The sequence below is a fragment of the Agrobacterium sp. CCNWLW155 genome (assembly GCF_036888815.1).
Taxonomy (GTDB): Bacteria; Pseudomonadota; Alphaproteobacteria; order Rhizobiales; family Rhizobiaceae; genus Agrobacterium; species Agrobacterium radiobacter.
Genome location: NZ_JBAKFW010000001.1, coordinates 240,075 through 263,317 on the forward strand (window position 1 = coordinate 240,075; position 23,243 = coordinate 263,317).

The 23,243-nt window shown below is 59.5% G+C and carries 25 protein-coding genes; 7 read left to right on the forward strand and 18 right to left on the reverse strand.

Annotated elements, in window-relative coordinates; all coding sequences use genetic code 11:
• Positions 1-57: 57 nt before the first annotated feature.
• Together V6S97_RS01235 and V6S97_RS01240 are read right to left on the reverse strand one after the other, a co-directional pair.
• Positions 58-1,941: an ABC-F family ATP-binding cassette domain-containing protein gene (locus tag V6S97_RS01235; protein ID WP_003502110.1), complete on the reverse strand. Its 1,884-nt coding sequence runs from the start codon at positions 1,939-1,941 to the stop codon at positions 58-60.
• A 69-nt stretch (positions 1,942-2,010) separates the two neighbouring features.
• On the reverse strand, positions 2,011-3,057 hold the full coding sequence (locus tag V6S97_RS01240; protein WP_003502111.1) for a GGDEF domain-containing protein: 1,047 nt from the start codon (positions 3,055-3,057) through the stop codon (positions 2,011-2,013).
• Between the two features lie 237 nt (positions 3,058-3,294).
• Here V6S97_RS01240 and V6S97_RS01245 point away from each other — a divergent pair, with 237 nt between their 5' ends.
• Entirely contained in the window at positions 3,295-3,990 is a 696-nt protein-coding gene (locus V6S97_RS01245) for a glutathione S-transferase family protein (RefSeq protein ID WP_026363455.1), read from the forward strand.
• 103 nt (positions 3,991-4,093) lie between these two features.
• Entirely contained in the window at positions 4,094-4,516 is a 423-nt protein-coding gene (gene ndk / locus V6S97_RS01250; RefSeq protein WP_003502118.1) for a nucleoside-diphosphate kinase, read from the forward strand.
• Positions 4,517-4,722: 206 nt separating this feature from the next.
• Here the strand turns inward: ndk and V6S97_RS01255 are convergent, their stop codons facing one another.
• Together V6S97_RS01255 and V6S97_RS01260 are read right to left on the reverse strand one after the other, a co-directional pair.
• The gene (locus tag V6S97_RS01255; RefSeq protein WP_003502119.1) at positions 4,723-5,235 is read right to left on the reverse strand and encodes a hypothetical protein; all 513 of its coding nucleotides are present in this window, start codon (positions 5,233-5,235) and stop codon (positions 4,723-4,725) included.
• Positions 5,232-5,792 carry a CGNR zinc finger domain-containing protein gene (locus V6S97_RS01260; RefSeq protein ID WP_003502120.1) on the reverse strand — a complete coding sequence of 187 codons (561 nt, stop codon included), beginning with the start codon at positions 5,790-5,792 and terminating at the stop codon, positions 5,232-5,234. The genes V6S97_RS01255 and V6S97_RS01260 overlap by 4 nt, the downstream gene beginning before the upstream one ends.
• Positions 5,793-5,844: 52 nt before the next feature.
• Here V6S97_RS01260 and V6S97_RS01265 point away from each other — a divergent pair, with 52 nt between their 5' ends.
• Positions 5,845-6,741 carry a branched-chain amino acid ABC transporter permease gene (locus V6S97_RS01265; RefSeq protein WP_003502121.1) on the forward strand — a complete coding sequence of 299 codons (897 nt, stop codon included), beginning with the start codon at positions 5,845-5,847 and terminating at the stop codon, positions 6,739-6,741.
• A 60-nt stretch (positions 6,742-6,801) separates the two neighbouring features.
• On the opposite strand, the gene V6S97_RS01270 is transcribed toward V6S97_RS01265, so the two are convergent.
• From V6S97_RS01270 to V6S97_RS01290, 5 genes are all read right to left on the reverse strand, one after another.
• On the reverse strand, positions 6,802-7,257 hold the full coding sequence (locus V6S97_RS01270) for a molybdenum cofactor biosynthesis protein MoaE (protein WP_003502122.1): 456 nt from the start codon (positions 7,255-7,257) through the stop codon (positions 6,802-6,804).
• Between the two features lie 4 nt (positions 7,258-7,261).
• Positions 7,262-7,516: a molybdopterin converting factor subunit 1 gene (gene moaD, locus V6S97_RS01275; protein ID WP_003502123.1), complete on the reverse strand. Its 255-nt coding sequence runs from the start codon at positions 7,514-7,516 to the stop codon at positions 7,262-7,264.
• Positions 7,516-8,103: a CDP-diacylglycerol--glycerol-3-phosphate 3-phosphatidyltransferase gene (pgsA, locus tag V6S97_RS01280; protein WP_003502124.1), complete on the reverse strand. Its 588-nt coding sequence runs from the start codon at positions 8,101-8,103 to the stop codon at positions 7,516-7,518. Before pgsA ends, moaD begins: the two co-directional genes overlap by 1 nt.
• Positions 8,104-8,206: 103 nt before the next feature.
• On the reverse strand, positions 8,207-10,252 hold the full coding sequence (uvrC, locus tag V6S97_RS01285) for an excinuclease ABC subunit UvrC (RefSeq protein ID WP_003502125.1): 2,046 nt from the start codon (positions 10,250-10,252) through the stop codon (positions 8,207-8,209).
• Complete coding sequence (locus tag V6S97_RS01290; RefSeq protein WP_003502126.1) at positions 10,249-11,037, reverse strand: SDR family oxidoreductase; 789 nt, start codon at positions 11,035-11,037, stop codon at positions 10,249-10,251. The genes uvrC and V6S97_RS01290 overlap by 4 nt, the downstream gene beginning before the upstream one ends.
• A 348-nt stretch (positions 11,038-11,385) precedes the next feature.
• Between V6S97_RS01290 and V6S97_RS01295 the strand changes: the two genes are divergently transcribed.
• A complete protein-coding gene (locus tag V6S97_RS01295) occupies positions 11,386-12,042 on the forward strand; it encodes an outer membrane protein (protein WP_003502127.1) in 657 nt (218 codons plus the stop codon).
• Positions 12,043-12,157: 115 nt separating this feature from the next.
• On the opposite strand, the gene V6S97_RS01300 is transcribed toward V6S97_RS01295, so the two are convergent.
• Positions 12,158-12,754 (reverse strand): glutathione S-transferase, encoded by a 597-nt coding sequence (locus tag V6S97_RS01300; protein ID WP_003502128.1) that lies wholly within the window; start codon positions 12,752-12,754, stop codon positions 12,158-12,160.
• A gap of 112 nt (positions 12,755-12,866) precedes the next feature.
• Positions 12,867-13,625, reverse strand: coding sequence for a ribonuclease T2 family protein (locus V6S97_RS01305; protein ID WP_153314963.1), 759 nt, complete (start codon positions 13,623-13,625; stop codon positions 12,867-12,869).
• A gap of 187 nt (positions 13,626-13,812) precedes the next feature.
• Here V6S97_RS01305 and V6S97_RS01310 point away from each other — a divergent pair, with 187 nt between their 5' ends.
• Positions 13,813-14,760: a lysylphosphatidylglycerol synthase domain-containing protein gene (locus tag V6S97_RS01310; protein ID WP_003502130.1), complete on the forward strand. Its 948-nt coding sequence runs from the start codon at positions 13,813-13,815 to the stop codon at positions 14,758-14,760.
• 3 nt (positions 14,761-14,763) lie between these two features.
• Here V6S97_RS01310 and V6S97_RS01315 read toward each other — a convergent pair whose 3' ends face one another.
• Complete coding sequence (locus V6S97_RS01315) at positions 14,764-15,627, reverse strand: 23S rRNA (adenine(2030)-N(6))-methyltransferase RlmJ (protein WP_003502135.1); 864 nt, start codon at positions 15,625-15,627, stop codon at positions 14,764-14,766.
• Positions 15,628-15,668: 41 nt separating this feature from the next.
• On the opposite strand from V6S97_RS01315, the gene V6S97_RS01320 reads away from it, so the two are divergent.
• Together V6S97_RS01320 and V6S97_RS01325 are read left to right on the forward strand one after the other, a co-directional pair.
• Positions 15,669-17,891 carry a molybdopterin-containing oxidoreductase family protein gene (locus tag V6S97_RS01320; RefSeq protein WP_003502137.1) on the forward strand — a complete coding sequence of 741 codons (2,223 nt, stop codon included), beginning with the start codon at positions 15,669-15,671 and terminating at the stop codon, positions 17,889-17,891.
• A gap of 55 nt (positions 17,892-17,946) precedes the next feature.
• Positions 17,947-18,564, forward strand: a complete 618-nt coding sequence (locus V6S97_RS01325) for an NUDIX domain-containing protein (RefSeq protein ID WP_003502139.1) — start codon at positions 17,947-17,949, stop codon at positions 18,562-18,564.
• Positions 18,565-18,571: 7 nt separating this feature from the next.
• Here V6S97_RS01325 and V6S97_RS01330 read toward each other — a convergent pair whose 3' ends face one another.
• From V6S97_RS01330 to V6S97_RS01355, 6 genes are all read right to left on the reverse strand, one after another.
• Positions 18,572-18,970: a type II toxin-antitoxin system VapC family toxin gene (locus V6S97_RS01330; protein WP_003502141.1), complete on the reverse strand. Its 399-nt coding sequence runs from the start codon at positions 18,968-18,970 to the stop codon at positions 18,572-18,574.
• Complete coding sequence (locus tag V6S97_RS01335) at positions 18,970-19,209, reverse strand: type II toxin-antitoxin system Phd/YefM family antitoxin (RefSeq protein ID WP_035212492.1); 240 nt, start codon at positions 19,207-19,209, stop codon at positions 18,970-18,972. The genes V6S97_RS01330 and V6S97_RS01335 overlap by 1 nt, the downstream gene beginning before the upstream one ends.
• Before the next feature lie 111 nt (positions 19,210-19,320).
• A complete protein-coding gene (locus V6S97_RS01340; protein ID WP_003502145.1) occupies positions 19,321-20,256 on the reverse strand; it encodes an omptin family outer membrane protease in 936 nt (311 codons plus the stop codon).
• A 131-nt stretch (positions 20,257-20,387) separates the two neighbouring features.
• Positions 20,388-21,062, reverse strand: a complete 675-nt coding sequence (purN, locus tag V6S97_RS01345; protein WP_060724050.1) for a phosphoribosylglycinamide formyltransferase — start codon at positions 21,060-21,062, stop codon at positions 20,388-20,390.
• Positions 21,059-22,132, reverse strand: coding sequence for a phosphoribosylformylglycinamidine cyclo-ligase (gene purM / locus V6S97_RS01350; RefSeq protein ID WP_111792509.1), 1,074 nt, complete (start codon positions 22,130-22,132; stop codon positions 21,059-21,061). The genes purN and purM overlap by 4 nt, the downstream gene beginning before the upstream one ends.
• A gap of 123 nt (positions 22,133-22,255) precedes the next feature.
• A complete protein-coding gene (locus tag V6S97_RS01355) occupies positions 22,256-23,050 on the reverse strand; it encodes a class I SAM-dependent DNA methyltransferase (protein ID WP_060724052.1) in 795 nt (264 codons plus the stop codon).
• Positions 23,051-23,243: the final 193 nt, after the last annotated feature.

The window sequence follows — 23,243 nt, forward strand, 5'->3', positions numbered from 1 at the left end:
TGCGTCATTGCGATACGGCGGCTTCGCAAGAGGCCGCCGGCTCTGCGCTGTCGCGCATCAACCCGCCATCGCATCCTCGTATTCACTGGAAAGCATCAGCCATTGCTCCTCCGCATCCGAAAGCCTGGAAGCGGCTTCGCCACGCTCTTTGACTTTCTGCGCGGCCTTGGCAGGGGCTTTTTCGTATAGCGCCGGGTCAGCCAGTTCGGTGTCGAGCGACTGAATCAGTTTCTCAAGCTTTGCCGTCAGGGACTCGATTTCGTTAATCTTTTTCTTGAGCGGCGCAAGCTGGGCGCGCTTTTCTGCGTTGGCCTTGCGCTGATCCGCCTTCGACGCCTGATCGGCAGCGGCCTCGGTCTTGTCTTCCTTCTTCCTGCCGGAGGAAACGACGAGATCGCGATATTCCTCCATGTCGCCTTCGAAGGTCTTGACCGTGCCGTCGGCGACCAGCCACAGCCTGTCCACCGTCGCCTCGATGAGGTGGCGGTCGTGCGAAATGAGGATGACCGCACCGCTATAATCATTCAGCGCCTCGATCAGCGCGCGGCGGCTGTCGATGTCGAGGTGGTTGGTCGGTTCGTCGAGGATCAGCAGGTTCGGCGCATGGAAGGCCGCAAGCCCCATCAGCAGGCGAGCTTTCTCGCCACCGGACAGATCCTTCGCCGCCGTCGCCATCTTTTCCGTCGCAAGTCCCATCTGGGCCACGCGGGAGCGCACCTGCGCTTCGGGCGCCAGCGGCATCAACTTGCGCACATGCTCGACCGGGGTTTCATCCGGCACGAGGTCATCGAGCTGGTGCTGCGCGAAGAAGCCGATCTTCATGCCGGGCGCGACACGAAGATCGCCCGCCTGCGGCGCAAGACGGCCGGAGATGAATTTCGCAAAGGTCGATTTGCCGTTGCCGTTCGAGCCGAGCAGCGCGATGCGATCGTCATTGTCGATCCGCAGATTGAGCTGCTTCAGGATGGATTTTCCCGGCTCGTAACCCACAGCACCACCATTGATGGCGACGATGGGCGAGGCCGGCTGCTTTTCCGGCTCGGGGAAGGTGATCGGCTGGACGTGATCCTCGATCACGGCGGCGACGGTGCCCATGCGCTCCAGCGCCTTGATGCGGCTCTGCGCCTGCCGTGCTTTTGTCGCCTTGGCGCGGAAACGGTCGATGAAGCTTTGCAGGTGCTTGCGTGCGGCGTCGTTCTTTACCTTCGCCTTCATCTGCAATTCGTCGGCCTCGGCCTTCTGCCGCTCGAACTGGTCGTAACCGCCGCGATAGAAGGTCAGCTTCTTCTGGTCCAGATGCACGATGGAATTGACGGCATTGTTCAGGAGATCGCGGTCATGGCTGATGATGATGACGGTATGCGGATAACGCCTGATGTAATCTTCCAGCCAGAGCGTGCCTTCGAGGTCGAGATAGTTGGTCGGCTCGTCGAGCAGCAGCAGGTCGGGTTCGGCAAACAGTACCGACGCAAGCGCCACGCGCATGCGCCAGCCGCCGGAGAAGGAGGAGGCGGGGCGAAGCTGCGCCTCGTGATCGAAACCGAGACCGGCAAGAATGCTGGAGGCGCGCGCTTCCGCCGAATGGGCGTCGATGTCGACAAGCCGCATCTGGATTTCCGCGATACGATGCGGATCGGTTGCGGTTTCCGCCTCGGCCAGAAGTGCGCTGCGTTCCTTGTCGGCGGAAAGCACGATGGAAATCAGCGATTCTTCCGTTCCCGGCGCTTCCTGCGCGACCTGGCCGATGCGCGCCATCTTCGGGATCGTCACCGAACCGCTTTCCGCGGAGAAATCGCCGGTGATGACCCGAAACAGGGTGGATTTGCCGGCGCCGTTGCGGCCAACAAGGCCCGCCTTCACGCCGGCGGGAAGCGTCACGCTGGCGTGGTCAAGAAGCAGACGCCCGGCGATGCGGGCGGAAAGATCGGTAATCGTAATCATGGCGCCGTTTTGGCCGAACTGTCTGGCCAAGGCAAGAGCGCCCGCGCCACACAATGGGAGAATGCTGTCTCAAGAGCCGAGTTGCGCCAGATAGCTGCTGCGGCTGTGCTGCGACACCTCCCGCGAATAGCCGACGACGCAGTTGCGCGCGCCGCAGCGGGCCGAGAGAAGGGCGAGTTCCGCATGGCCGAAAAACTCGGCCGGCGTGGCGGTGCCATCCACTTCCGCGACGCCGATCGAAACCGTCAGATGTTCGCCGTCGCCGCCAGTGGTCGCGAAGCGCAATGCCTCCACGCTCTGCCGCAGCCGCTCGGCAATGGCCTCGGCCGTGTTCTGCGGCACGCCGGCAAACAGAAAGGCAAATTCATCGCCACCAATACGGGCGACGAAATCGTCCTTCTTGATGGTCTTGCGAAACAGGGCGGCGAGACGTCGCAACGCCTTGTTGCCGGCGGCGGAGCCATATTTTCCGTTGATTTCCCGGAAATGGTCGATATCCAGCAGCACCAGCGAGGTGGCGGATGCAGCCCGGTCCTTCGCGAAAAGAGCGCCAAGCTTTTCGAGAAAGGCGGCTCGGTTTGGCAATGCCGTCAGCGCATCGCGCAGCGAGGCGGCCTGAAGCTCTGCGCGGTTCCTTTCAACCTCGCGGATTTTCACCAGCCCCATGGCGATGAAATGCCGAAGGCTCGTCTGTTCCTCGCGAATATCACCCAGCAACTCGACGAAACGCTCCATTGCGGGCGGCTCGCCATCCTCGTCCTGCTCAAGGCTGCTCATGAAGGTTTCAGTGCGGTGAAGGCTCGCATCCAGTCGCACGGAAATCTGCGTCAGTGTCTCGAAGGCTTCGCTTGCCATCTGTTCCGCCTCGATCCGCGAAAAACCGGGCAGATTGTGCCGCTGGCCGATGAGGTCGATTTCATGCTGCTGCGGCGCGTTGCCGAGCGCGAGAATGTCGCGGCCCATGGCCGGGTTGTGTCCAGACAATATTTCATAGATCAATTCGTAATTGCGCGGCAAAGGCGCAATGTTCATCTTGGCGATGAACTGCGTGATTTTGGTAACGACAAGTGCACTTCTTGCATGCTCGCGTTTTTTATCGCCCGCCGATGTCGTCACTGACAGCCCCAATACCAATGGATTATTATGAGTAGACCGGCGATAACCGATTGTTGAACGGCGCTATTCTTACAAGCAACGGTTTAAAATAGAATAAATCCAGAAGGGAATTTTGCCGTCACGAGGTATGATTCCGCGTTGGCGCGCCTTGATCGATAATATGACAAATCCTGATTTGATTTCGGGCAGAGACCGTTTTTATATCGCTTCATCGATGTTGCAGAAGAGGGGCAGCCCATGACGACTTCCAGAACGCTCTATTCGCTATGCGGAAGCGACACTTCCCGGCCATTTTCTCCCCATTGCTGGAAAACCGTGCTTTCGCTGGCGCATAAGGGTCTGGATTTCGAGGAGCGGCCTTTACCCTTCACGGTGATCCCCACGGTAGAGGATGGTTTTTCGAAGACCGTGCCCATCCTGCGCGATGGTGACGAACTGGTGAGCGACAGTTTCGAAATTGCCCTTTACCTTGACGAGACTTACCCGGAGCGCCCGTCGCTGTTTAACGGCGAGGGTGGCAAGGCCATGGCCCGTTTCGTCGAAAGCTGGTCGCAGACGGTGCTTCACCCCGCCATCGTCCGCATTGCCGTGCTCGATATCCACAATATGCTGGATGAGCCGGATCGCCATTATTTCCGCGATAGCCGCACGAAAGCGCTCGGCCGTCCGCTCGAGGACGTGGTGGCGAACCGCGAGGCGGAGATCGCAGCATTTCCGGCATTGCTCGCACCGATCCGGCGTATGCTGAGCTTCCAGCCTTTCATCGGCGGTACGTCGCCGCTCTTTGCGGATTACATCGTGTTCGGCGCGCTGCAATGGGCGCGGATCACCACTGGGCTGGATCTGTTTGCCGATAACGATCCGGTGCGGGACTGGTTCGAAGGCTGCCTCGATCTCTATGATGCGAGAGGCCGCAGTGTGACAGCGGCGTGAAATGTCTGCGGTGACAGTCGCAATCTCGTTGATCCCCCTTGTTTTCGGGCCTTTGGGCGGGTAAAGACCGCCCACTTTCTCTGAAGGAAAAGGAAACGGACACATGGCGATTGAACGCACATTTTCGATGATCAAGCCGGACGCAACCAAGCGTAACCTCACGGGCGCGATCACCAAGGTATTTGAAGACAACGGTCTGCGCATCGTCGCCTCCAAGCGCGTCTGGATGAGCAAGCGCGAAGCCGAAGGCTTCTACGCCGTTCACAAAGAGCGTCCCTTCTTCGGCGAACTCGTTGAAGGCATGACCTCCGGCCCGACCATCGTTCAGGTTCTGGAAGGCGAAAACGCCATCCTCAAGAACCGCGAAATCATGGGCGCCACCAACCCGGCCCAGGCTGCGGAAGGCACCATCCGCAAGAGCTTCGCGCTCTCCATCGGTGAAAACTCCGTTCACGGTTCCGATGCTCCGGAAACCGCTGCACAGGAAATCGCCTACTGGTTCGCCGAAACCGAAATCGTCGGCTGATTCAAAATCTCAACGGCTTGAATCGCTGTTGCAGGCGATTGCGTGAAGCTGCTGAAAAGACTCGAGGAAACGGAGCCGAAAGGCTCCGTTTTTTTGTTTTGATAGGGGTAAAGGGTTAGGCTGCAGCCATTCCCACCTTCCTCATTCCTGTGACGAGCACAGGAATGAGGGATGGGACGCCTTCACGTCATTCATTCCGTCAGTCCCTACGACGCCGGACAATCCTGAACCGGCCGCATATCCGTCGTGCCATCCGGTTTGAACACCTCGGGATTGGGCGTATAAAGCGGGCCGACCACCAGCGGCTTGGCGGGCAGAAGTGACTGGTCGGTGTCGGAACGGATCGTGGTTTCGATGCTCTGGAGAATGTCGCCTTCCGGCCCTTTGATATGGATGGTGACCTTATAGGGCCGGTCCTGCTTCACGCACTCCACCGGTGGGCTCTGAACCGTGATCTTTTCGTCTTTCGGAAAAATCTTCTCGCGGCTGGTGAGGTCTGGACCACCGCGAGGGTTTTCGAACGTCGCCTCGATGGTGCTGCCGTCACGAATGGGGGCGATACGCTGAAGGGTCACCAGATAGGTGGCGATGGCCACGCGGTAGTTAAACACAAACATCCGGCCGGAGATCTTCGCCACCTCACGCGGTTCGTCCCGCTGGCAGCCGGAAAGGGCGAGCATCCCTGCAATCGCCAGCAATGGAAGGGCGATTCCTTTCATGTCTGCGCCTCCTTTTTCCGGTGATAGTGCCGGCTGGCTTTCTGCCGGTTGCCGCACACAGCCATATCGCACCAGATGCGGCTTCTGTTCTTGCTGCGGTCGATAAACAGCCAGCCGCAATTGCCGCAGATGCGCAGCCGTTCCTGTGTCTCGTCCGCAAGTAGCGAGAGGGCGGAATGGGCGGTGGCATTGCCGAGGCTTTCGGCAAGCGGAAACGTCCGCAGCGCCGTGCCGCAGGCGAAGAGAAGCCCGGCCAGTTTGCCGTCGCCATCATCGCCGCCAGTGACGAACGTGCGGAAGTAATCATCGGCAGCTTCACGAAGCTCGAGAAAAATCGGCCGCCTTTCCGCTTCGGGCGCGATGAGCGTGGGAAACCTGTGGCGCTCCGCACCGAGCCTTGTCGCCGCTTCGGCAAAGGCAGCGATCTGCGCCGGCACAGCAAAACGGTCGACTGATTTTGCCGCCTCCGAGCGCAGGATCACGCTATTGGCGACATCCAGTGCCAATGCGCCGCCTGCGAAACGATGTTCTGTCCAGCGAAAGGTCATATCGCACATTATAACTGTCAAAACAGGTTTTAACAGTTATAATAATGGCGGGAGGACGCGCTTGGCCTATTTCCTGCAACAATTGCTGAATGCCGTGCCGGTCGCCTCGCTTTATGCGGTTCTGGCCTTTGGCTATGCCATCGCCTTTTCGGTCACCAGACGCGCCGATGTCACCTATGGCGCCATATTCGCCTTTGCCGGTCAGACCTGCCTGCTGTTTGCCGATTTCGGCTGGAACCGGCTGTGGCTGGTTCTGCCGGCAACACTTGCGCTCGGGGCAGGCGCGGGTCTGTTCGGTGGGTTATGGGCGGCGGGTTTTGTCGGCAGGGCGGTGATGCGGCCGCTGGCGAAAGCCTCTCCCAATGCGGTGACCGTCGCCTCAGTCGGTGTGTTGATAGCGTTGACCGAAAGCGCGAGGCTGGCCGCCGACACAAGGCAATTATGGCTGCCGCCGCTTCTGTCTGAACCGGTGCGTTTCTGGGCCGACGGGGGATTTGCCGTAACCCTGACACCGATGCAGATGCTGAACACGGCGGCGTTCTGCCTGCTCATTCTCGCGGGGTCGTTTTATCTCAGCCTTTCCGCTTTCGGCAGGCGTTGGAAGGCGGTGTCGGACGATGCTTTTGCCGCCGCTTTATGCGGGGTGAATGCGGGCAGGATATTTCTGCTGTCCTATTGCGCGGCGGGCCTCGTCGCCGCCATCGCCGGTGTGCTGGCCACTTTTTATTACGGCACTATGGATTTCGGGGCCGGTCTGGTCTTTGGACTGAAGGTGGTGCTGATTTCAGCGGCGGGCGGTTATGCCAGCCCGCTCATCTGCGGCCTTGGGGCCGCCGCCGTTGGTTTTGCGGAAACTTTCTGGGTCGGTTACGGCCCGGCCGCCTGGCGCGATGCAGCGGTTCTGGCGATGCTGGTCGGCTGGCTGATCATCATGCGCAGCAGGGTTGAAGCGCCCTAGAGCATCTCCGGAAAAGTGGACGTCGGTTGTCCATCCGGAAATGCGAGAAAAGAACAAGCACTATCGCCACTTGTCCTTGGCCGTATCGTCGGTTGTCTTTGCTGCAACCCAGTCGCCCGTCGAGCCATCCTTGCCATGTTCCTTTTTCCAGAACGGAGCGGATGTCTTGAGATAGTCCATCACGAAATTGGCGCCGTCGAAGGCCGCCTGTCGATGAGACGAGGTTGCAATGACGAGGACGATATTTTCGCCGGTGGCGATCTTGCCGTGGCGATGGATGGCGGTGAGGCCAAGCAGGCCGAAACGCTCCATGGCAAGTTTGGCAATGCGGGTTATTTCCGCTTCCGCCATGCCGGGATAATGTTCTAGCTCCAGCGCCGCGAGTGTGCCGCCATCATCCCGGCAGAGCCCGGTGAAGGCCACCACCGCGCCGATGCTCCTGTCACTTTCCGTCAGCCGGCGGGTTTCTTCCGCAGCATCGAAATCCTGTGCCTGGACGCGGACTGTCGGCTGCATCCGCTCATCCCCCCGTCATCGGTGGGAAAATGCCGATCTCGCGTGCGCCGACAATGCTTTCGTCATGCTCGACATGTTCCTGATTGACGGCAACACGGATCACATTGAGAAACTCGAAGGCGGCTTCGTAATTTTCGCCGCGTGTCGCAAGCCAGGCGATCAGCTCGCCGGCCGTGGTGACGGAGGAGGGGATATCCAGCTCTTCTTCATCCGTGCCGATCTTCTCGCGCACCCAGGCGAAATAAACGATCCGTGCCATCATTCTTCGTCCACGATGTGCTTGAGGCCGGCCTTGAAATAATCATAACCGGTATACATGGTGAGTGCCGCGGCGAGCCAGAGAAGCGTAATTCCCATCTCGGTCGTGTAGGGCAGAACCTTGTCGCCCGCAGGACCCGCAAGCAGAAAGGCGATGGCCACCATCTGGATGGTGGTCTTCCATTTGGCGATGCGGGTAACGGGAACACTGACCTTCAGCGCTGCCAGATATTCGCGCAGGCCGGAGACCAGAATTTCACGGCAGAGAATGGTGATGGCCGCCCAGAGCGACCAGCCGGCAATGGTGCCATCAGCCGCCATCAGGAGCAGCACGGAGGCGACCAGCAGCTTGTCGGCAATCGGATCCAGCATGCGGCCGATATTCGACGTCTGGTTCCAGATACGCGCCAGATAACCATCGAGGAAATCGGTCAGCGAGGCGATGATGAACAGCCACAGAGCCGTCCAGCGCGCGAAATCCGAGCTTTCCAGCTTTCCTTCGATGAAAAAGCAAAGAACAATGACAGGAACCGCGAGGATGCGGCCATAGGTGAGAAGGTTGGGAATGCTGTATGCGCGCGAAGCCATGGGAAACCTGTCAGTCTAAGATCAGCTGCCTTGATGCCGCCGCTAGGGCATAGCGTCAACATGTGATTATGTTTTTTTAGCAGTTCGCCACGACGTCGCGGTATCAATCACTGCCGCTCTCGTGGAAGTGATTATAGATTTGTCGCGCCACCGTCTCGGAAATACCACTGACAGCCATCAAATCGTTGAGACCGGCGCGGGAAACGGCCTTGGCCGTGCCGAAATGCTGCAGCAGGGAGCGTTTGCGGCCCGGCCCGATTCCCGAAATTTCATCCAGCGGATTGCGCACCATTTCCTTCTTGCGCCGCGCCCGGTGCGAGCCGATGGCAAAACGGTGCGCCTCGTCGCGCATGCGCTGGATGAAATAAAGCACGGGATCGCGCGGCGGCAGCGAGAAGTCGCTGCGCCCGTCCGCGAAGAAGCGTTCGCGGCCCGCTTCGCGATCGACACCCTTGGCGACGCCGATGGCCGCCACACAGTCGCGAATGCCGAGTTCGTCGAGAATGGCGCGCACCGCCGTCATCTGGCCTTGGCCGCCGTCGATCAGGATCACATCCGGCCAGGCGGGAAAGGGCATGTCGGCCGCTTCCTCCGGTGTCGGTGTCCGTTCGCGGTCAGGCTTGCCTTCTTCCTTCAGGAGACGGGAAAAACGGCGGGTCATCACCTCGCGCATCATGCCGAAGTCATCGCCGGGGGTGATGTCGGTCGATTTGATGTTGAACTTGCGGTACTGGTTCTTCACGAAACCTTCCGGCCCCGCCACCACCATGCCGCCCACGGCATTGGTGCCCATGATATGCGAGTTGTCGTAAATCTCGATCCGTCGCGGCACATAGGAAAGGCCGAAGGTTTCCGCAAAACCCTTCAGCAGCCGCGCCTGGGACGAGGTTTCCGCCAGCTTGCGGCCATGCGCCTCGCGGGCATTGGCAAGCACGTGGTCGGTAATGTCCTTCTTCTCACCGCGTTGCGGCACGCTGATCGTGACCTTGTGTCCCGCCTTTTCACCGAGAGCGGCGGCCAGCAGTTCCTGCTCCTCCACCGTTTCGGAAAGCAGGATCTGTTTCGGCACGGGCTTGTCGTCGTAAAACTGCGCCAGAAACGCGTTGAGAATTTCCGAGCCGGGCAGGGAAGGATCGGCCTTCGGGAAATAGGCGCGGTTGCCCCAGTTCTGCCCGGTGCGGAAAAAGAATACCTGAATGCAGGAGATGCCGCCCTCATGGTGGATGGCGAAAACATCTGCTTCCTCGATGCCAGCCGGGTTGATGCCCTGATGGCTCTGGACATGGGAAAGTGCGGCCAGCCGGTCGCGATAGACGGCGGCGCGTTCGAAATCGAGATCCTCGGCCGCCTCGTTCATCTGCCGCGCAATCGCGGTCTTGACGCTCTGGCTCTTGCCGGACAGGAAATCCTTGGCTTCCTTGACGAGTTCCGCATAGCCCTGATCGCTCACCTCATGTGTGCAGGGCCCGGAACAGCGTTTGATCTGGTAAAGAAGACAGGGGCGCGTGCGGGTTTCGAACACGCTGTCGGTGCAGGTGCGGATCAAAAAGGCGCGCTGCAGCGAATTGATCGTGCGGCCGACCGCGCCAGCCGACGCAAAGGGGCCGAAATAGTCGCCCTTGCGCGCCCGGGCGCCACGGTGTTTGAAAATCGCCGGTGCGCGGTTGTCGGCAGTGATGAGAATATAGGGAAACGATTTGTCGTCGCGCAAAAGCACATTAAAGCGCGGCCGCAAGCGCTTGATCAGATTCGCTTCGAGCAGAAGCGCTTCCGTCTCCGTGCGGGTGGTGACGAACTCCATATGGGTGGTGAAACGCACCATCTGGGCGATGCGGTTGGAATGCACGCGGCCCTGCGCGTAATTGCCGACGCGCTTCTTCAGCGAGCGCGCCTTGCCGACGTAAAGCACGTCGCCCGCATCGTTGAACATGCGATAGACACCCGGCGAGTTCGGCAGGTGTTTGACGAATTCGCCGATCAGATCCATGCCCTTCAGGCCGGATTCGTTTTTCCAGCCTGCGTTCCAGTCCATGCCGGCAACGTCGCGCGGAGCCTCTGTCGCTTCGGTTGCGGCAAGGCTTGCATCGTCGTCTTCGTCGTCGGTTTCATCGAAGAGAATACCGCCATCAGGCAGCTTCTTTCCGTTCATTCATTTATCTCCGCCACGTCAGGGGTTTCCCAGCCGAGGTGCTGGCCGCCGTCGAGCGCGATCATTTGTCCGGTGACCGACGGCGTGTCGAAAAGAAAGCGAATCGTCCGCCCGAACTCATCCGGTGCGGGACCTCGCTTTAATATAAGGCCGTCGATCTGCGCCTGAAAGTCCTCCGGCGTCTGTCTTTCGCTTTTGAAGGTAGGACCCGGCCCGATGGCATTGACCCGCACGCGCGGTGCGAAGCTCTGCGCCATCGTCCGCGTGGCCGTCCACAGCGCGGATTTAGAAAGTGTGTAGGAATAAAAACGCGGTGTGAGGGCAAGCACGCGCTGGTCGATGATATTGACGATCAGCCCGGAATTGTCGGCAGGCAATTGTTCGACAAAGGCGGCGGCGATGAGAGAAGGGGCCCGCACATGCACGGCGAAATGCGCGTCGAAGATCGCGGGATCGGGTTTATCCGCCGAGTCGTCCAGAAAAACCGATGCATTATTGATAACGACGCCGATAGGTCCCAGCGCCGAAGAAGCCTGTTCGATGAGCCCAGAAGTGGGCCCGGATTGTGTCAGATCCGCCTGGACGGCAACGGCTTTGCCGCCTTTTTGCCTTATTTCGTTAGCGAATTCCTCGGCCTGCGCCATCGATTCATTGGCATGGACGGCGATCGCGAAGCCATGGGCGGCCAGATCGGTGGCGATTGCCCGCCCGAGCCGGCGGGCGGCCCCCGTTATCAAGACTGTCTTCGGTATATTTTCTTTCACGGCGGACCTGCATTTGCTCATCTCAGCCCTATTTGCTGGATATAAATGCAAATCGCAAGCTGTCCGTCAGCCCCAAAAGAATTGGGCGATTTTTTATTCACAATGCAATTTCGGTTTAATTTGAATATAACTAAGTTTAAAGGCGATCTATTGCTGGTTAGGCTTCTGTTAGGGTTAATAAAACCCTTGTGGCAATTAGGCAACGTCTAATTCTAGTCACGCCTCTGCCCCAAACAATTCACATTTTGGCTCTTTGATCTCCGCATTCTCCCATCAAGTTCAGTTTCCAGAGGGGCGATTAACCCGACGAATTATGCCGCGTCTGAAAACAATGTTTTGAGTGCAGAGCGGTCCTGAAAGGAGAATAGCATGCGTATTTTCGTAGCAACCCTTATGGCTTCGACCATGGCAGCCGCCGGCTTTTCGGCTGCTCACGCCGCTGACGCCGTAAATGAAGTGCCGCAGGCACCGGTGTCCTACGACCAGCCCGCACCGGTCAAGGATTGGTCCGGCGCTTACCTCGGTGGTACGGTCAACTATGACTGGGGCCGTTTCAGCTCCAGCAATGACGGCCGTGACGCCAAGGGCTTCGGCGGCGGTCTGTACGGTGGTTACAACATGCAGAGCGGCCAGATCGTTTACGGCGCCGAAGCAGACGTCAACCTCGGCGACGAGAAGGGTTCTGCCGGTACGGTTGCCGGCAACGCCATCGAAGGCAAGCAGGGCGTCAACGGCTCGCTGCGCGGCCGCGTTGGTTACGACATGAACCCGTTCCTGCTTTACGGTACGGCTGGTCTTGCCGTCTCCGACAACAAGGTACGTGACGCGACCTCCAAGGACAGCGCCACCGCCCTCGGTTACACTGTCGGTGCCGGTGTAGAAGCCATGGTGACCGATAACATCACCGCCCGTCTGGAATATCGCTACAGCGACTACCAGAAGAAGGACTACGGTCTCGACTCCGGCGCGTTCTCGCGTGGTTTCGACGATCACTCGGTCAAGGCCGGTATCGGCGTCAAGTTCTGATCCTTTTTGGATCGGTTAAAGAAAAGCCGGGGTTTATGCCCCGGCTTTTTGTTTTGTGGCATACCGCCGAAATAAATGCCCGGCGATCAGGCCGGGCATTGTTCTTTCGCTAACCTCAGGCGGCGGCCTTCATTTCCGTGTAGGCTTCGAAACGCTTGCCGAAGGTTTCAGGCCAAGCGGCCAGCGCATCGCGCCCTTCGGCCCATTCGCCGGCAAAACGCAGGTCGAGATAACCGATCATCGCCGCAAGGGCGAAATGGCCGCCATGCAGCTTCTTGCCGGTTTTGGGCAGGTTGGCGTTGAGGTAATCAAGTCCACGGGCCACCTTGCTCCACTGCTTGTCGATCCAGGGCTGATGGATCTTGTCTTCCGGGCGGAAACGGCGCTCGTAAACGATGGCGAGCAGGCAATCCATGATGCCGTCGCACAGCGCCTCCAGAATTTCCACATCCGTGCGCTTGCCGTTCTTTTTCGGGTAGAGCTTGCCGCCTGAAAGACGGTCGAGATAGTGCATGATCGCCACGCTGTCATAGACCGAGCCGCCTCCATCCAGAAGCAGGACGGGAATCTTGCCGAGCGGATTGTTGTCCATCAGCGTTGCGGGCTCGGCATTGGTGTCGACGCGTACCGAGGTGATGTCGATGCCGAGATGGCGGGCGGCCATGCGCACCTTGGCGGAGTAGGGGGAGGCGGGCGAGTAAAGCAGTTCCATGGTCAGGTCCTATGGGTTGTCGTCTGGGGACTGGAGTATTCAGTAAAACTGGATAGCGGTTTTATGTCTGGAAAATGTGTACAGACGAGAAATAGAGCGCATTCGACGCGCTCTAGCGAATGGGGATGATTTCTGCGGCGTTGGCGCGGCAGCCCTTGCGGTCAAGCTCGGGGCAATCGCGGAACGTCATGTCCCTGTTGAGGCAGATGCGCACTTCCTCAAGGCGTTTGCCGTCGCAGCTGATGGAGATGCCGCGTTTCGACAGGCCCGGATTGGCGTCGGTGAAAGCGTTTTCTATGGCGTCGGCGGACAGTGTGGAGGCCGCGGCGCCCGAGGCGATCTTTTCCGGCAGCCGGACGGCTTCGAAGGCGGCTCGCGTTGCCGAGAAATAATCCCTCTGCGACAGGCCGGAGCAGGAGCCGTGCTTGCGCCACTGGTGGCCGATCAGACCCATGGACGGCATGATATCGAACATACTGCGGCCGATCGCGTCAGGAACACGCTCAGGCTCGCTGCTTTGGCAGAATTCGGGATAGCCGTTTTCGTTCTGCGGCCAAAGCCCGTGCACGACGAAACCGTAACGCCTGTCGCTGCCGCATTGCTGACGGTTACCCGAGCCTTCGGAACTGGCGCAGAAGGCCGGAGACCAGGACAAGGAAAGCACGTAGAAATCGAAACCCGTTCCGCGAGGTGCCGGATTATTGCCCGTATTTCTCCGTGGTGTCTCTTGCTGCGGGTGTCCCGCGGATTGCGGCGAGGCTTGCGCCTGCTGATCGTTCACGGGTCCTTTCGGGGCGGGTTTTTCCTGTGCAAACCACAGCGCCGCAAGCGATAGAAGACCCAAGGCGATGAAACCTGCGTAACGTTTCATTCCGTGTACGTTCCCCGGAAACTGGACCAGTTCATACCGCCGTCGGGCGACGATCCGGTCTTACATAAATTTGTGAACGAGGCAAACGGGCAAAAAGGTTGAAAGCTTCGCCGCATAACGAATAGAGTCGAACGAATCTTCCGCAAAAGACGGAAACAGGGCTGGGGGTAATAGGCGGCATGACCGCATGAAATTCAAGAAATACATCTGGCCCGTCGTTGGTTTTGCGACGATCGGTTTTTCCGCCTGGTTGCTCTTTCACGAATTGCGTGGCCTGTCGCTCGATGATCTCTGGGACAGCCTGAAAGCCATTCGCGTGCGGGACTGGCTGTGTTCGGGTCTTGCGACCCTGCTGGCCTATGCCGCGCTTGCCGGTTACGACCGCATCGCCCTGCAGCATCTTGGCCGCAAGGTGAACTGGTTCTTCATCACGCTCACCTCTTTCACCACCTATGCGCTGTCCCACAATGTAGGGGCCTCGGTGTTTTCGGGAGCGGTGGTGCGATACAGGGCATATACTTCCAAGGGACTGAGTGTCGCGGAAGTGGGCGTTCTCGTCGGCCTCTGCTCCTTCACCTTCCTCATCGGCACGATCATGCTCATCGGCCTGGTGCTGCTTTACGAGCCCGACATCACCGAACGGTTTACCGGAATCCTGCCCGTCGAAGCCTCCACGACCACGGGCGTCCTGCTGCTCCTTGTTGTCGGGCTTTATGTTCTCGGCAGCCTGCTCAGGCTGAAGCCCCTGAAAATCGGCTCTTTCGTGCTGCCTTACCCCGCGCCGAAGCTTGTTGCGCAACAACTCGTCATCGGCCCAATCGAGCTGATCGGCGCGGCGGGCATCATCTATTTCGCGCTGCCGGAAGCCGGAAATCCCGGTTATATGGTTATTCTCGGCATATTTCTGGTTTCCTTCTCGGCGGCGCTCATCTCGCACGCGCCGGGCGGACTGGGGGTGCTGGAGCTGGTCTTCGTCACCGGCCTGCCGGATATGAACCCGGCGGATGTGATCGCGGCGCTGCTGGTCTTCCGGCTGTTCTATCTCATCATCCCCTTCATCATGGCGCTGTTCGTGATCCTGTTCTTCGAACGATCACAGCTTGCGGCGGCGCAGAAAAGGGAAGGGTTGAGATAGCCCTCAGCTTTCTTCCGGCTTTTCCTCGCCGCGCAGCCAGAACGCGCGCTGCGAGGCGAACCTGTCCTGCGCCAGCGTTGTCTTCAGGTAAGGCAGCAGCGTGTGCAACTCGTCCTTCAGCGTATAGGGCGGATTGACGATGATGAGGCCTGAGCCGCTCAGGCCGTCCAGCCGGTCGCTTCTGACTGACAGTTCCGCGCACAGCATCTTCGGAATGTCGAAGGATTGCAGCCGCTCATGGAAGTCCTTGATCGGTGCGCCTTTCTTCAGGGGATACCACAGGCAATAGGTGCCGGTGGAAAAACGCCGATAGGCCTTGTTCAGGCCATCGGCCAGACGCTGATATTCATTCTCAAGCTCGAACGGCGGATCAACGAGGATGAGGCCGCGCTTTTCCTTCGGCGGCAGATGCGCGCCGAGCGACAGCCAGCCATCCAGCTCGGTGACGCGAACCTGATAATCGCCCTCGAAGAGCCGTGCCAGAGCGCGGCTGTCATCCGGGTGCAGTTCCATTGCCGAAAGCCGGTCCTGCGGGCGAAACAGCATGCGTGCGAGTTTCGGCGAGCCGGGATAAAATTTCACGCCGCCTTCCGGGTTGAGTTCCTTCACGGCGTCAAGATAGGGCTCCAGCAATTCGGCAATGGGGGCGGGCAGATCACCCTCCATCAGCTTGCCGATGCCGGTCTGCCATTCGCCCGTCTTCTGCGCCTCTTCCGAGGTCAGGTCGTAAAGACCGATGCCGGCATGGGTGTCCAGCACCCGAAAAGCCTTGTCCTTGTTCTGCAGGTAGCGCACGAGGCGGGCGAGAACGGCATGTTTGAGGACATCCGCGAAATTGCCGGCGTGATAGATGTGGCGGTAGTTCATGGATATGTCTCGCTTGCGGCTTGTCGGGGTGAATGGTCAGGATGAATATTCTTGATGGACGTCACTTCGGCCTTTTTGCCGCATCGTTGATGCAATATACAAAAGACATGAACGTTGCGACCCCGATTTCCGCTGAAAAAGCCGCCCCGAAGCCCGAAGTCCGTATCGGACACACGGTTTGCCCGCATGACTGTCCGAGCGCCTGCGCGCTGGAGGTCGACATCAATGCCGATGGCCGGATCGGCCGCGTGCGCGGGGCCAACGCCAATACTTACACCGCCGGCGTGATCTGCGCCAAGGTGGCGCGTTATTCCGAGCGCATCTATCATCCCGGCCGATTGCTGACCCCGAAGCGCCGCAAGGGCGCGAAGGGCGCGGGCGACTGGCAGGAAATTTCCTGGGACGCGGCTCTGGACGAGGTGGCGGACGCTTTCGTCAAGGCTGAAGCGCGGTATGGTGCCGAAGCCATCTGGCCCTATTTCTACGCCGGCACCATGGGGCAGGTGCAGCGCGATTCCATTGAGCGGCTGCGCCACGCCAAGAAATATTCCGGCTTCTTCGGATCGATCTGCACCAACATGGCCTGGACCGGCTACGTGATGGGCACGGGCGCACTGCGTGGCCCCGATCCACGCGAAATCGCCAAGGCCGATGTCGTCGTCATCTGGGGCACCAACGCGGTCGCCACGCAGGTTAATGTCATGACCCATGCGGTGAAAGCCCGCAAGGAGCGCGGCGCGAAGATCGTCGTGGTCGATATCTACGACAATCCGACCATGAAACAGGCGGATATGCGCCTCGTTGTCCGCCCCGGCACGGACGCGGCGCTCGCCTGCGCCGTGATGCACATCGCCTTCCGCGACGGTTACGCCGATCGTGATTATATGGCGCGTTTCGCCGATGATCCGGCCGGGCTTGAGGCGCATCTGAAGGCGAAGACGCCGCAATGGGCATCGGAAATCACCGGTCTTTCCGTCGACGAGATCGAGGATTTCGCCCGGCTGGTCGGCACCACGAAAAAGACCTTCTTCCGGCTTGGATATGGTTTTGCCCGCCAGCGCAACGGCGCTGTCGCCATGCATGCGGCCCTTTCCATCGCCACCGTCCTCGGCTCCTGGCAATATGAGGGCGGCGGCGCTTTCCACAATAATGGCGATATCTTCCGGCTCAACAAGTCGGAGCTGATGGGCAGTTCTTATGCCGACCCCGAGGTGCGCCAGCTCGACCAGTCGCAGATCGGCCGCGTGCTGACGGGGGACGCGGAAGCGCTGCGCCACGGCGGCCCGGTGATGGCGCTGCTGATCCAGAACACCAATCCCGTCAATGTCGCGCCCGAACAGCGGCTGGTGAAACAGGGTTTCCTGCGCGACGATCTCTTCGTCGCCGTGCATGAGCAATTCATGACCGAAACGGCTGAGGTGGCCGATATCGTGCTGCCTGCCACCATGTTCCTTGAACATGACGACATCTACCGCGCCGGCGGCCAGAACCACATTCTGCTTGGTCCGAAACTGGTGGAGCCGCCCGAAACGGTGCGCACCAATCTCTTTGTCATCGAAGAACTGGCGAAACGTCTCGATGTCGACCATATGCCGGGCTTTGGCCTTTCGGCCCGTGATCATGTCGACCGTATGCTCAAAGTCAGCGGCTGGGGCGATTTCGACACGCTGGCGGAAGAAAAATGGATCGATGCGCAGCCCTCCTTCGAGGTGGCGCACTATCTCGAAGGTTTCGGTTACGGTGACGGCAAATTCCGTTTTAGCCCCGAATGGGCGACCGGGCCATCTCCGAACAAGCCGCCGAAAAACATCGGCGTCATGGGGCCGGTCTCGCAATTTCCGAAATTCCCGGATCAGGTCGACGTCATCGAAACCGTGGATGGCGATCATCCGTTCCGGCTGGCGACATCGCCGGCGCGGAATTTCCTGAACTCCACCTTCGCGGAAACGAAGACCTCCGTGCAGAAGGAAGGCCGCCCGGAATTGATGATCTGTCCCGAGGATGCCGCCACCAGCGGTATCGCCGATGGCGACGTCGTCCGCATCGGCAATGGCCGCGGTGAAGTGCGGCTCCACGCGAAAATCGTGGAGGGAGCAAGACCGGGTGTGCTGATTGCCGAAGGGCTGTGGCCCAACAAGGCGCATCTGGATGGCGAGGGCATCAATGTGCTGACCGGCGCCGATGCCGTTGCGCCTTATGGCGGCGCGGCATTCCACGACAACAAGGTGTGGCTCCGCCGCGAAGATGAGAGCCGCGAGGCTTGATATCGCGCCGCAACACGGGCAGGCTGAAATCCCACGACAGGCAAGGACATATCCGGTGACACAGACGCAGGCGAAAAACGTTCCGGCCGACACGGACGCGGGCAGAATCCGGCTGGTGGAAAAGGAAACGGTGTGGAAGGGCTTCGTGCATATGCAGAAGCTCGTTTTCGACCAGCGCATGCCTGATGGTAAAACGATCCGCATTGTCCGGGAAGTCCACGACCACGGCAGCGCGGCCGCCATTCTCCTTTACGACCCGAAGCGCGACAGCGTGGTGCTGGTTCGCCAGTTTCGCCCCGCCGCCTTCGTGAACGGCGATCCAAGCTTCATGGTCGAAGTGCCGGCAGGGCTTCTCGATGATGACGATGCGGCGCATGCCATCCGCCGTGAGGCAATGGAAGAATCCGGCTACGCGGTCGAAAAGGTCGATTACCTCTTCGATATGTATGCCAGCCCCGGCACGCTGACGGAAAAGGTCAGCCTCTTCGTTGCCCGCATCGATCTCGACGTGCAGGCCGGCAGCGGCGGCGGGCTGGAGGACGAAGGCGAGGATCTGGAGGTTCTGACCTACGGACTGGACGAGGCCTTCGCGATGATCGCATCGGGTGAAATTACCGATTCCAAGACGATCATTCTCCTGCAATGGGCGATGTTAAATCGCGCCCGGCTTTGACCAAATCCTAGAAGAACTCGACGTTTTCCAGCTTTGCGGCAGCCGCGAGCTTCCTGTCCTGAGTTGCCAAAGGCGCGTTGCGCGAAATCGCGAGCGACAGATAGGCGGCGTCATAAGCGGAAAGGGCGTGTTTCTGCGCCAGGCGAATGATCGACACATGATCGGCGCTTGATGAAAGCGTAATCGGCAGGCTGGCAAAACGCATTAGAATTGCAAAGATGTCATCCGCTGAAATACGCTTTCGGCGTTCGGCCGAAAGTAGTATGTTGCGCAGCTCGTGCGATAGAAGATCGGGTGCGAAAGCGTCCTGTGTTTCCAGCCGCGCAAGAGCCTCTTCGGCAACTGCGCCGTCCTCGTCAAGCAGGAACCACGCCGCTACAACCGAGGCGTCCACAACGACGGCCATTACCTGCGGCCTTCCTCTTTCCACGTTCTGATTTCATCTGCCGTTGTCTTGGTTCTTTGCGACCGCTCTGCGCGTATCGCGGCGATGAGCCTTTGGCGGGATTGGTTATCTATCGCCTTGACGAGGCGCGCCACAGGCTCATTTCCACGCGCAATAACGACCTCTTCTCCCGCCTCGACCTTGGCCAGAAGCTCCGAAAGGTGTGTTTTGGCTTCACCGACTTTGATCGTAATCGTCATGGCAGCCATGGCCTCGCTCATATCCCGATCATATTAAGAGCGCCACGGAAGTTGGTCAAGTGGTTGGCCAAGTGCGTCGGATCGATCTCTTTTCGACTGTCGCCCTCGAAATCAGAAGCGCCCTTTGACGCCCATCCCCACGAAAATCGACTGCAAGTCACCGCCGCCGGCATTCTTTTCCGATGACAGGTTGCCTGCGCCCGCACCGCTATAGTGGGTGTCTCCGCGTCCGAGACTGGTATAGTCATACGCGCCATCGAGATAGATCGAGGCATTCTCGGTCAGGTCATAGGCGACGCCCGCCTTCACCCCGAACATGCCGGCAACGTCGAATTTGTCGGTGAAGCGCATATCGCGCAGCCAGTGATCGTCCGTCGCCTTGCCGTAGACCATGGCGCCACCTTCGAGGCCAACGTTGAGCGACCAGTTGCCGAACCTCTGGCCGCCCGTCAGGTTGCCATAGAAGACAGGGATTTGCTGGCGATAGGTGATTCCCTTGAGGCCATCCTTGAATTTGCCCGAGAGATCACGGGGGGAGAAAACGCTGTAAACGGCGTTGCCGCCATAGGCCGACCATTGCACATCCGTATAACGAAAGCCGACGCCGGCGCTGAGATATTGCTGCGGATCGTCCAGCAACATGCGATTGAGTTCGAGGTTTCCCGAAAAATAATGGTCGAGCCGCGTGTCGTCATGCTGAGAACGGTGGCTCCAATTGTCCTTGGAGCTGTCTCTGGAAAAAGGCCAGACCCAGTCATAGTCGGTCATGTAGCCATCGCCTTCAAAGCCGACGCGGCCTTCCGCCTTGACGCGCCAGCCGGGCGCAAGTTCAAGCCCGAGCGAGCCGCGCAGTGCCACGGCGTTTTTGGTTTCCCATTCGAGTTCGCTCAGCTTGCGGCCACCGATATGGACGGTTTCCGTTGCTCGAAGATTGAGAACGCCGGCATCCACTGAGGCTGTAATGCCACTTTGCTCAGCCGCGACAGGCAGGCTGGCGCCCGCCAGCAGAACAACCGAAAGCGGCAGGGAAAATCTCGAAAATGGCATAATCGCTCCTGAATGACCGGAGGGCCCGAAATAGGGGCCGCTGCGAGCATTAAAGGTGATTATGGTAAATGATCGGTTTATTTTTGCAAAAATACCAATTCACGTATTTTTGTACTTTAGGAATAACTCTATCAGGAGGCGGAAATGAGGTTGGAATACTCAGTTCTACTTTCACTGCCGGTGAAGACCGCCTTGCCGTCTTCCATTCGCACCTTGCCTTCGGCAAGCTGCTTCAGGGTCAGCGGATAGAGCTGGTGCTCGACTGTCAGGATCCGTGCCGCGAGGGTGTCGGCCGTATCGCCGAAAACAACCGGTACCGCACCCTGCGCGATGGTCGGGCCTTCATCCATGCCTTCGGTGACGAAATGCACGGTGCAGCCGGAAATCTTCATGCCGCTGTCGATGGCGCGCTGATGGGTGTGCAGGCCGGGGAAAAGCGGCAGCAGGGAAGGGTGGATATTGATGATGCGGCCTTCATAGGGGGCAATGAAATCCCCCGATATCAGTCGCATGTAACCGGCAAGGCAGATGATATCAGGCGCAATCTCGCCAAGTGCGGCCAGTATGGCGCCCTCATGCTCCGCCTTGCTGGGATAAGTCTTGCGTTCGAAGACCAGCGTCGGAATACCGAGATCCCGTGCCTTTTCCAGCCCGCCCGCAGATGCCTTGTCCGAAATCACGCAGACGATTTCCGCCGGAAAATCCACCGCCTGGCAGGCCTTGGCCAGCGCCACCATGTTGGAGCCGCTGCCGGAAATGAAAACGACGACGCGTTTGCGGCCGGACGAGAAGGCGGCGCTCATCATAGGCCGAGAGTGCCCTTGTAGATCGTACCGTGTGCACCTTCTTCGCGGGCGACCATGCGGCCGAGCGGGAAGACGGTCTCGCCTTCCGCCGTCAGGGCGTCGGTGACCTTCTCGGCATTTTCAGCCGAAACGACCACAATCATGCCGACGCCGCAATTGAAGGTACGCAGCATTTCCTTCGGCTCGACGCCGCCGGTTTTTGCGAGCCACGAGAAGACGGCCGGAACCTTGATCGCGTCGAGATCAATCTCGGCGGCGAGATGCTTGGGCAGAACGCGCGGAATGTTTTCGGGGAAACCACCGCCGGTGATGTGCGCCAGCGCCTTCAGTGCGCCGGTCTCGCGGATCGCCTTCAAAAGCGGCTTCACATAGATGCGGGTCGGCGTCAGCAGCGCTTCGCCAAGCTTCTTGCCATCCGCGAAGGGGGCAGGGGCGTCCCAGCCAAGACCGGAGACCGAAACGATCTTGCGCACCAGCGAAAAGCCGTTGGAGTGAACGCCGGAGGAAGAAAGGCCGAGAATGACGTCGCCTTCGGAAATATCGCCGGCCGGCAGAAGCTGGCCGCGCTCGGCAGCACCTACGGCAAAACCCGCGAGATCGTAGTCGCCATCGGAATACATGCCGGGCATTTCAGCGGTTTCGCCGCCGATCAGCGCGCAGCCGGATTCGCGGCAACCGGCGGCAATGCCGGAAACGATGGCGGCGCCCTGATCCGGGTCCAGCTTGCCGGTTGCGAAATAATCGAGGAAGAACAGCGGTTCTGCGCCCTGGACAACGAGATCGTTGACGCACATGGCGACGAGATCAATGCCGACGGTGTCGTGGTAGTCAGCGTCGATGGCGATCTTCAGCTTGGTGCCGACGCCGTCATTGGCGGCCACCAGAACCGGATCGGTGAAGCCTGCGGCCTTCAGATCGAACAGGCCGCCGAAGCCGCCGATTTCGCCATCCGCGCCGGGACGCCGCGTCGAACGCACCGCCGGTTTGATCTTTTCGACCATCAGGTTGCCGGCGTCGATATCCACACCTGCATCACTATAGGTAAGACCGTTCTTGCCCGACTGGCTCATGGCTCTCGTCTCCGCTGGTTCCTTTGGCGTCGCCATTCGCACGGGACGGGACCTGATGCAAGGGTTTGAGTGGCAAAAGCTCCGGTTTTTAACGGCTTTGGCGGGGCTTGCCGGATTGAGTGCTCACGATGGCTGCGGAGCGGCGCGACAGACGAGATTGAGCAGGCCGTCATTGGAGGTATCGGAATTTTCCTCTATCGGCCGACCGTTTTCGCCATAACGCGCGACGATCTCCAAGCCCGCCGCTTCCAGCTGCCGGGTCTGGGCGGCAAGGTCGATGAAATAAAACAGGCCGCTCCAGCGGTGCGCCTGATCCGCGAGAATTGCATATTCCGGCGTCCGCCTTGTCTGAGGTTGCAGACGCAGATAGTTGATCCAGCTTTGCGGATGCAGCGAATTCACCACCTCGCGCGGGTGCCAGGAACGCCGATGCAGCGGCATGCCGCCAGCCCGCTTCCATTGCCGGTTATGAAACGAAAAGATGAAGTAACCGCCCGGTGACAGAATGCTTCGGACGGCATTGATGATGGCAAGCCGGTCCTCATGGCCGAAGGCGCTTAAGATGGCGAGCGCGCCGAGCACGCAATCGAAACGCCCCGCGCCGAATTGGTCGATCGCCCGCACATCCATGTCCAGAAACGTGGCAGCGGGAAAATTGCGCCGCGCAAGCGCAAGCATGGGCTGCGAGCGGTCGATACCGATATATTCACCCACCAGCGGCAGAAGCGGCTTCGTCGTTCGGCCGGTGCCGACGCCGAGATCCAGCAGCCGCTTGCCCGCATAGGCATGGCGGAACTGATCGAGAATGATGCGTTCGGCGGGGTAAAGCTGCTGGTTGTCATACCATTCGGCAACTTCGGGATTATCGAAGAGACCGGCATTATAGTCCGCGATGCCATTTTCGCTGGTACTCTGCATCGTGCCTCCGGCCACCGGGCGTGAAGGGGCGACGCTGGCCCGCCCGGCAATATTTGATAGTTGTCTAATATTTTCCGCCGGTCAACCTGCCGTTGCGAGGGGTTGACCGGAAATGAGGGATTTTACCGCTGTGCGGGCAGTCTCCTTCTGCGGGCGTGCCAAAGCGCCGGTCTTGACCATGTGCACATGCCCA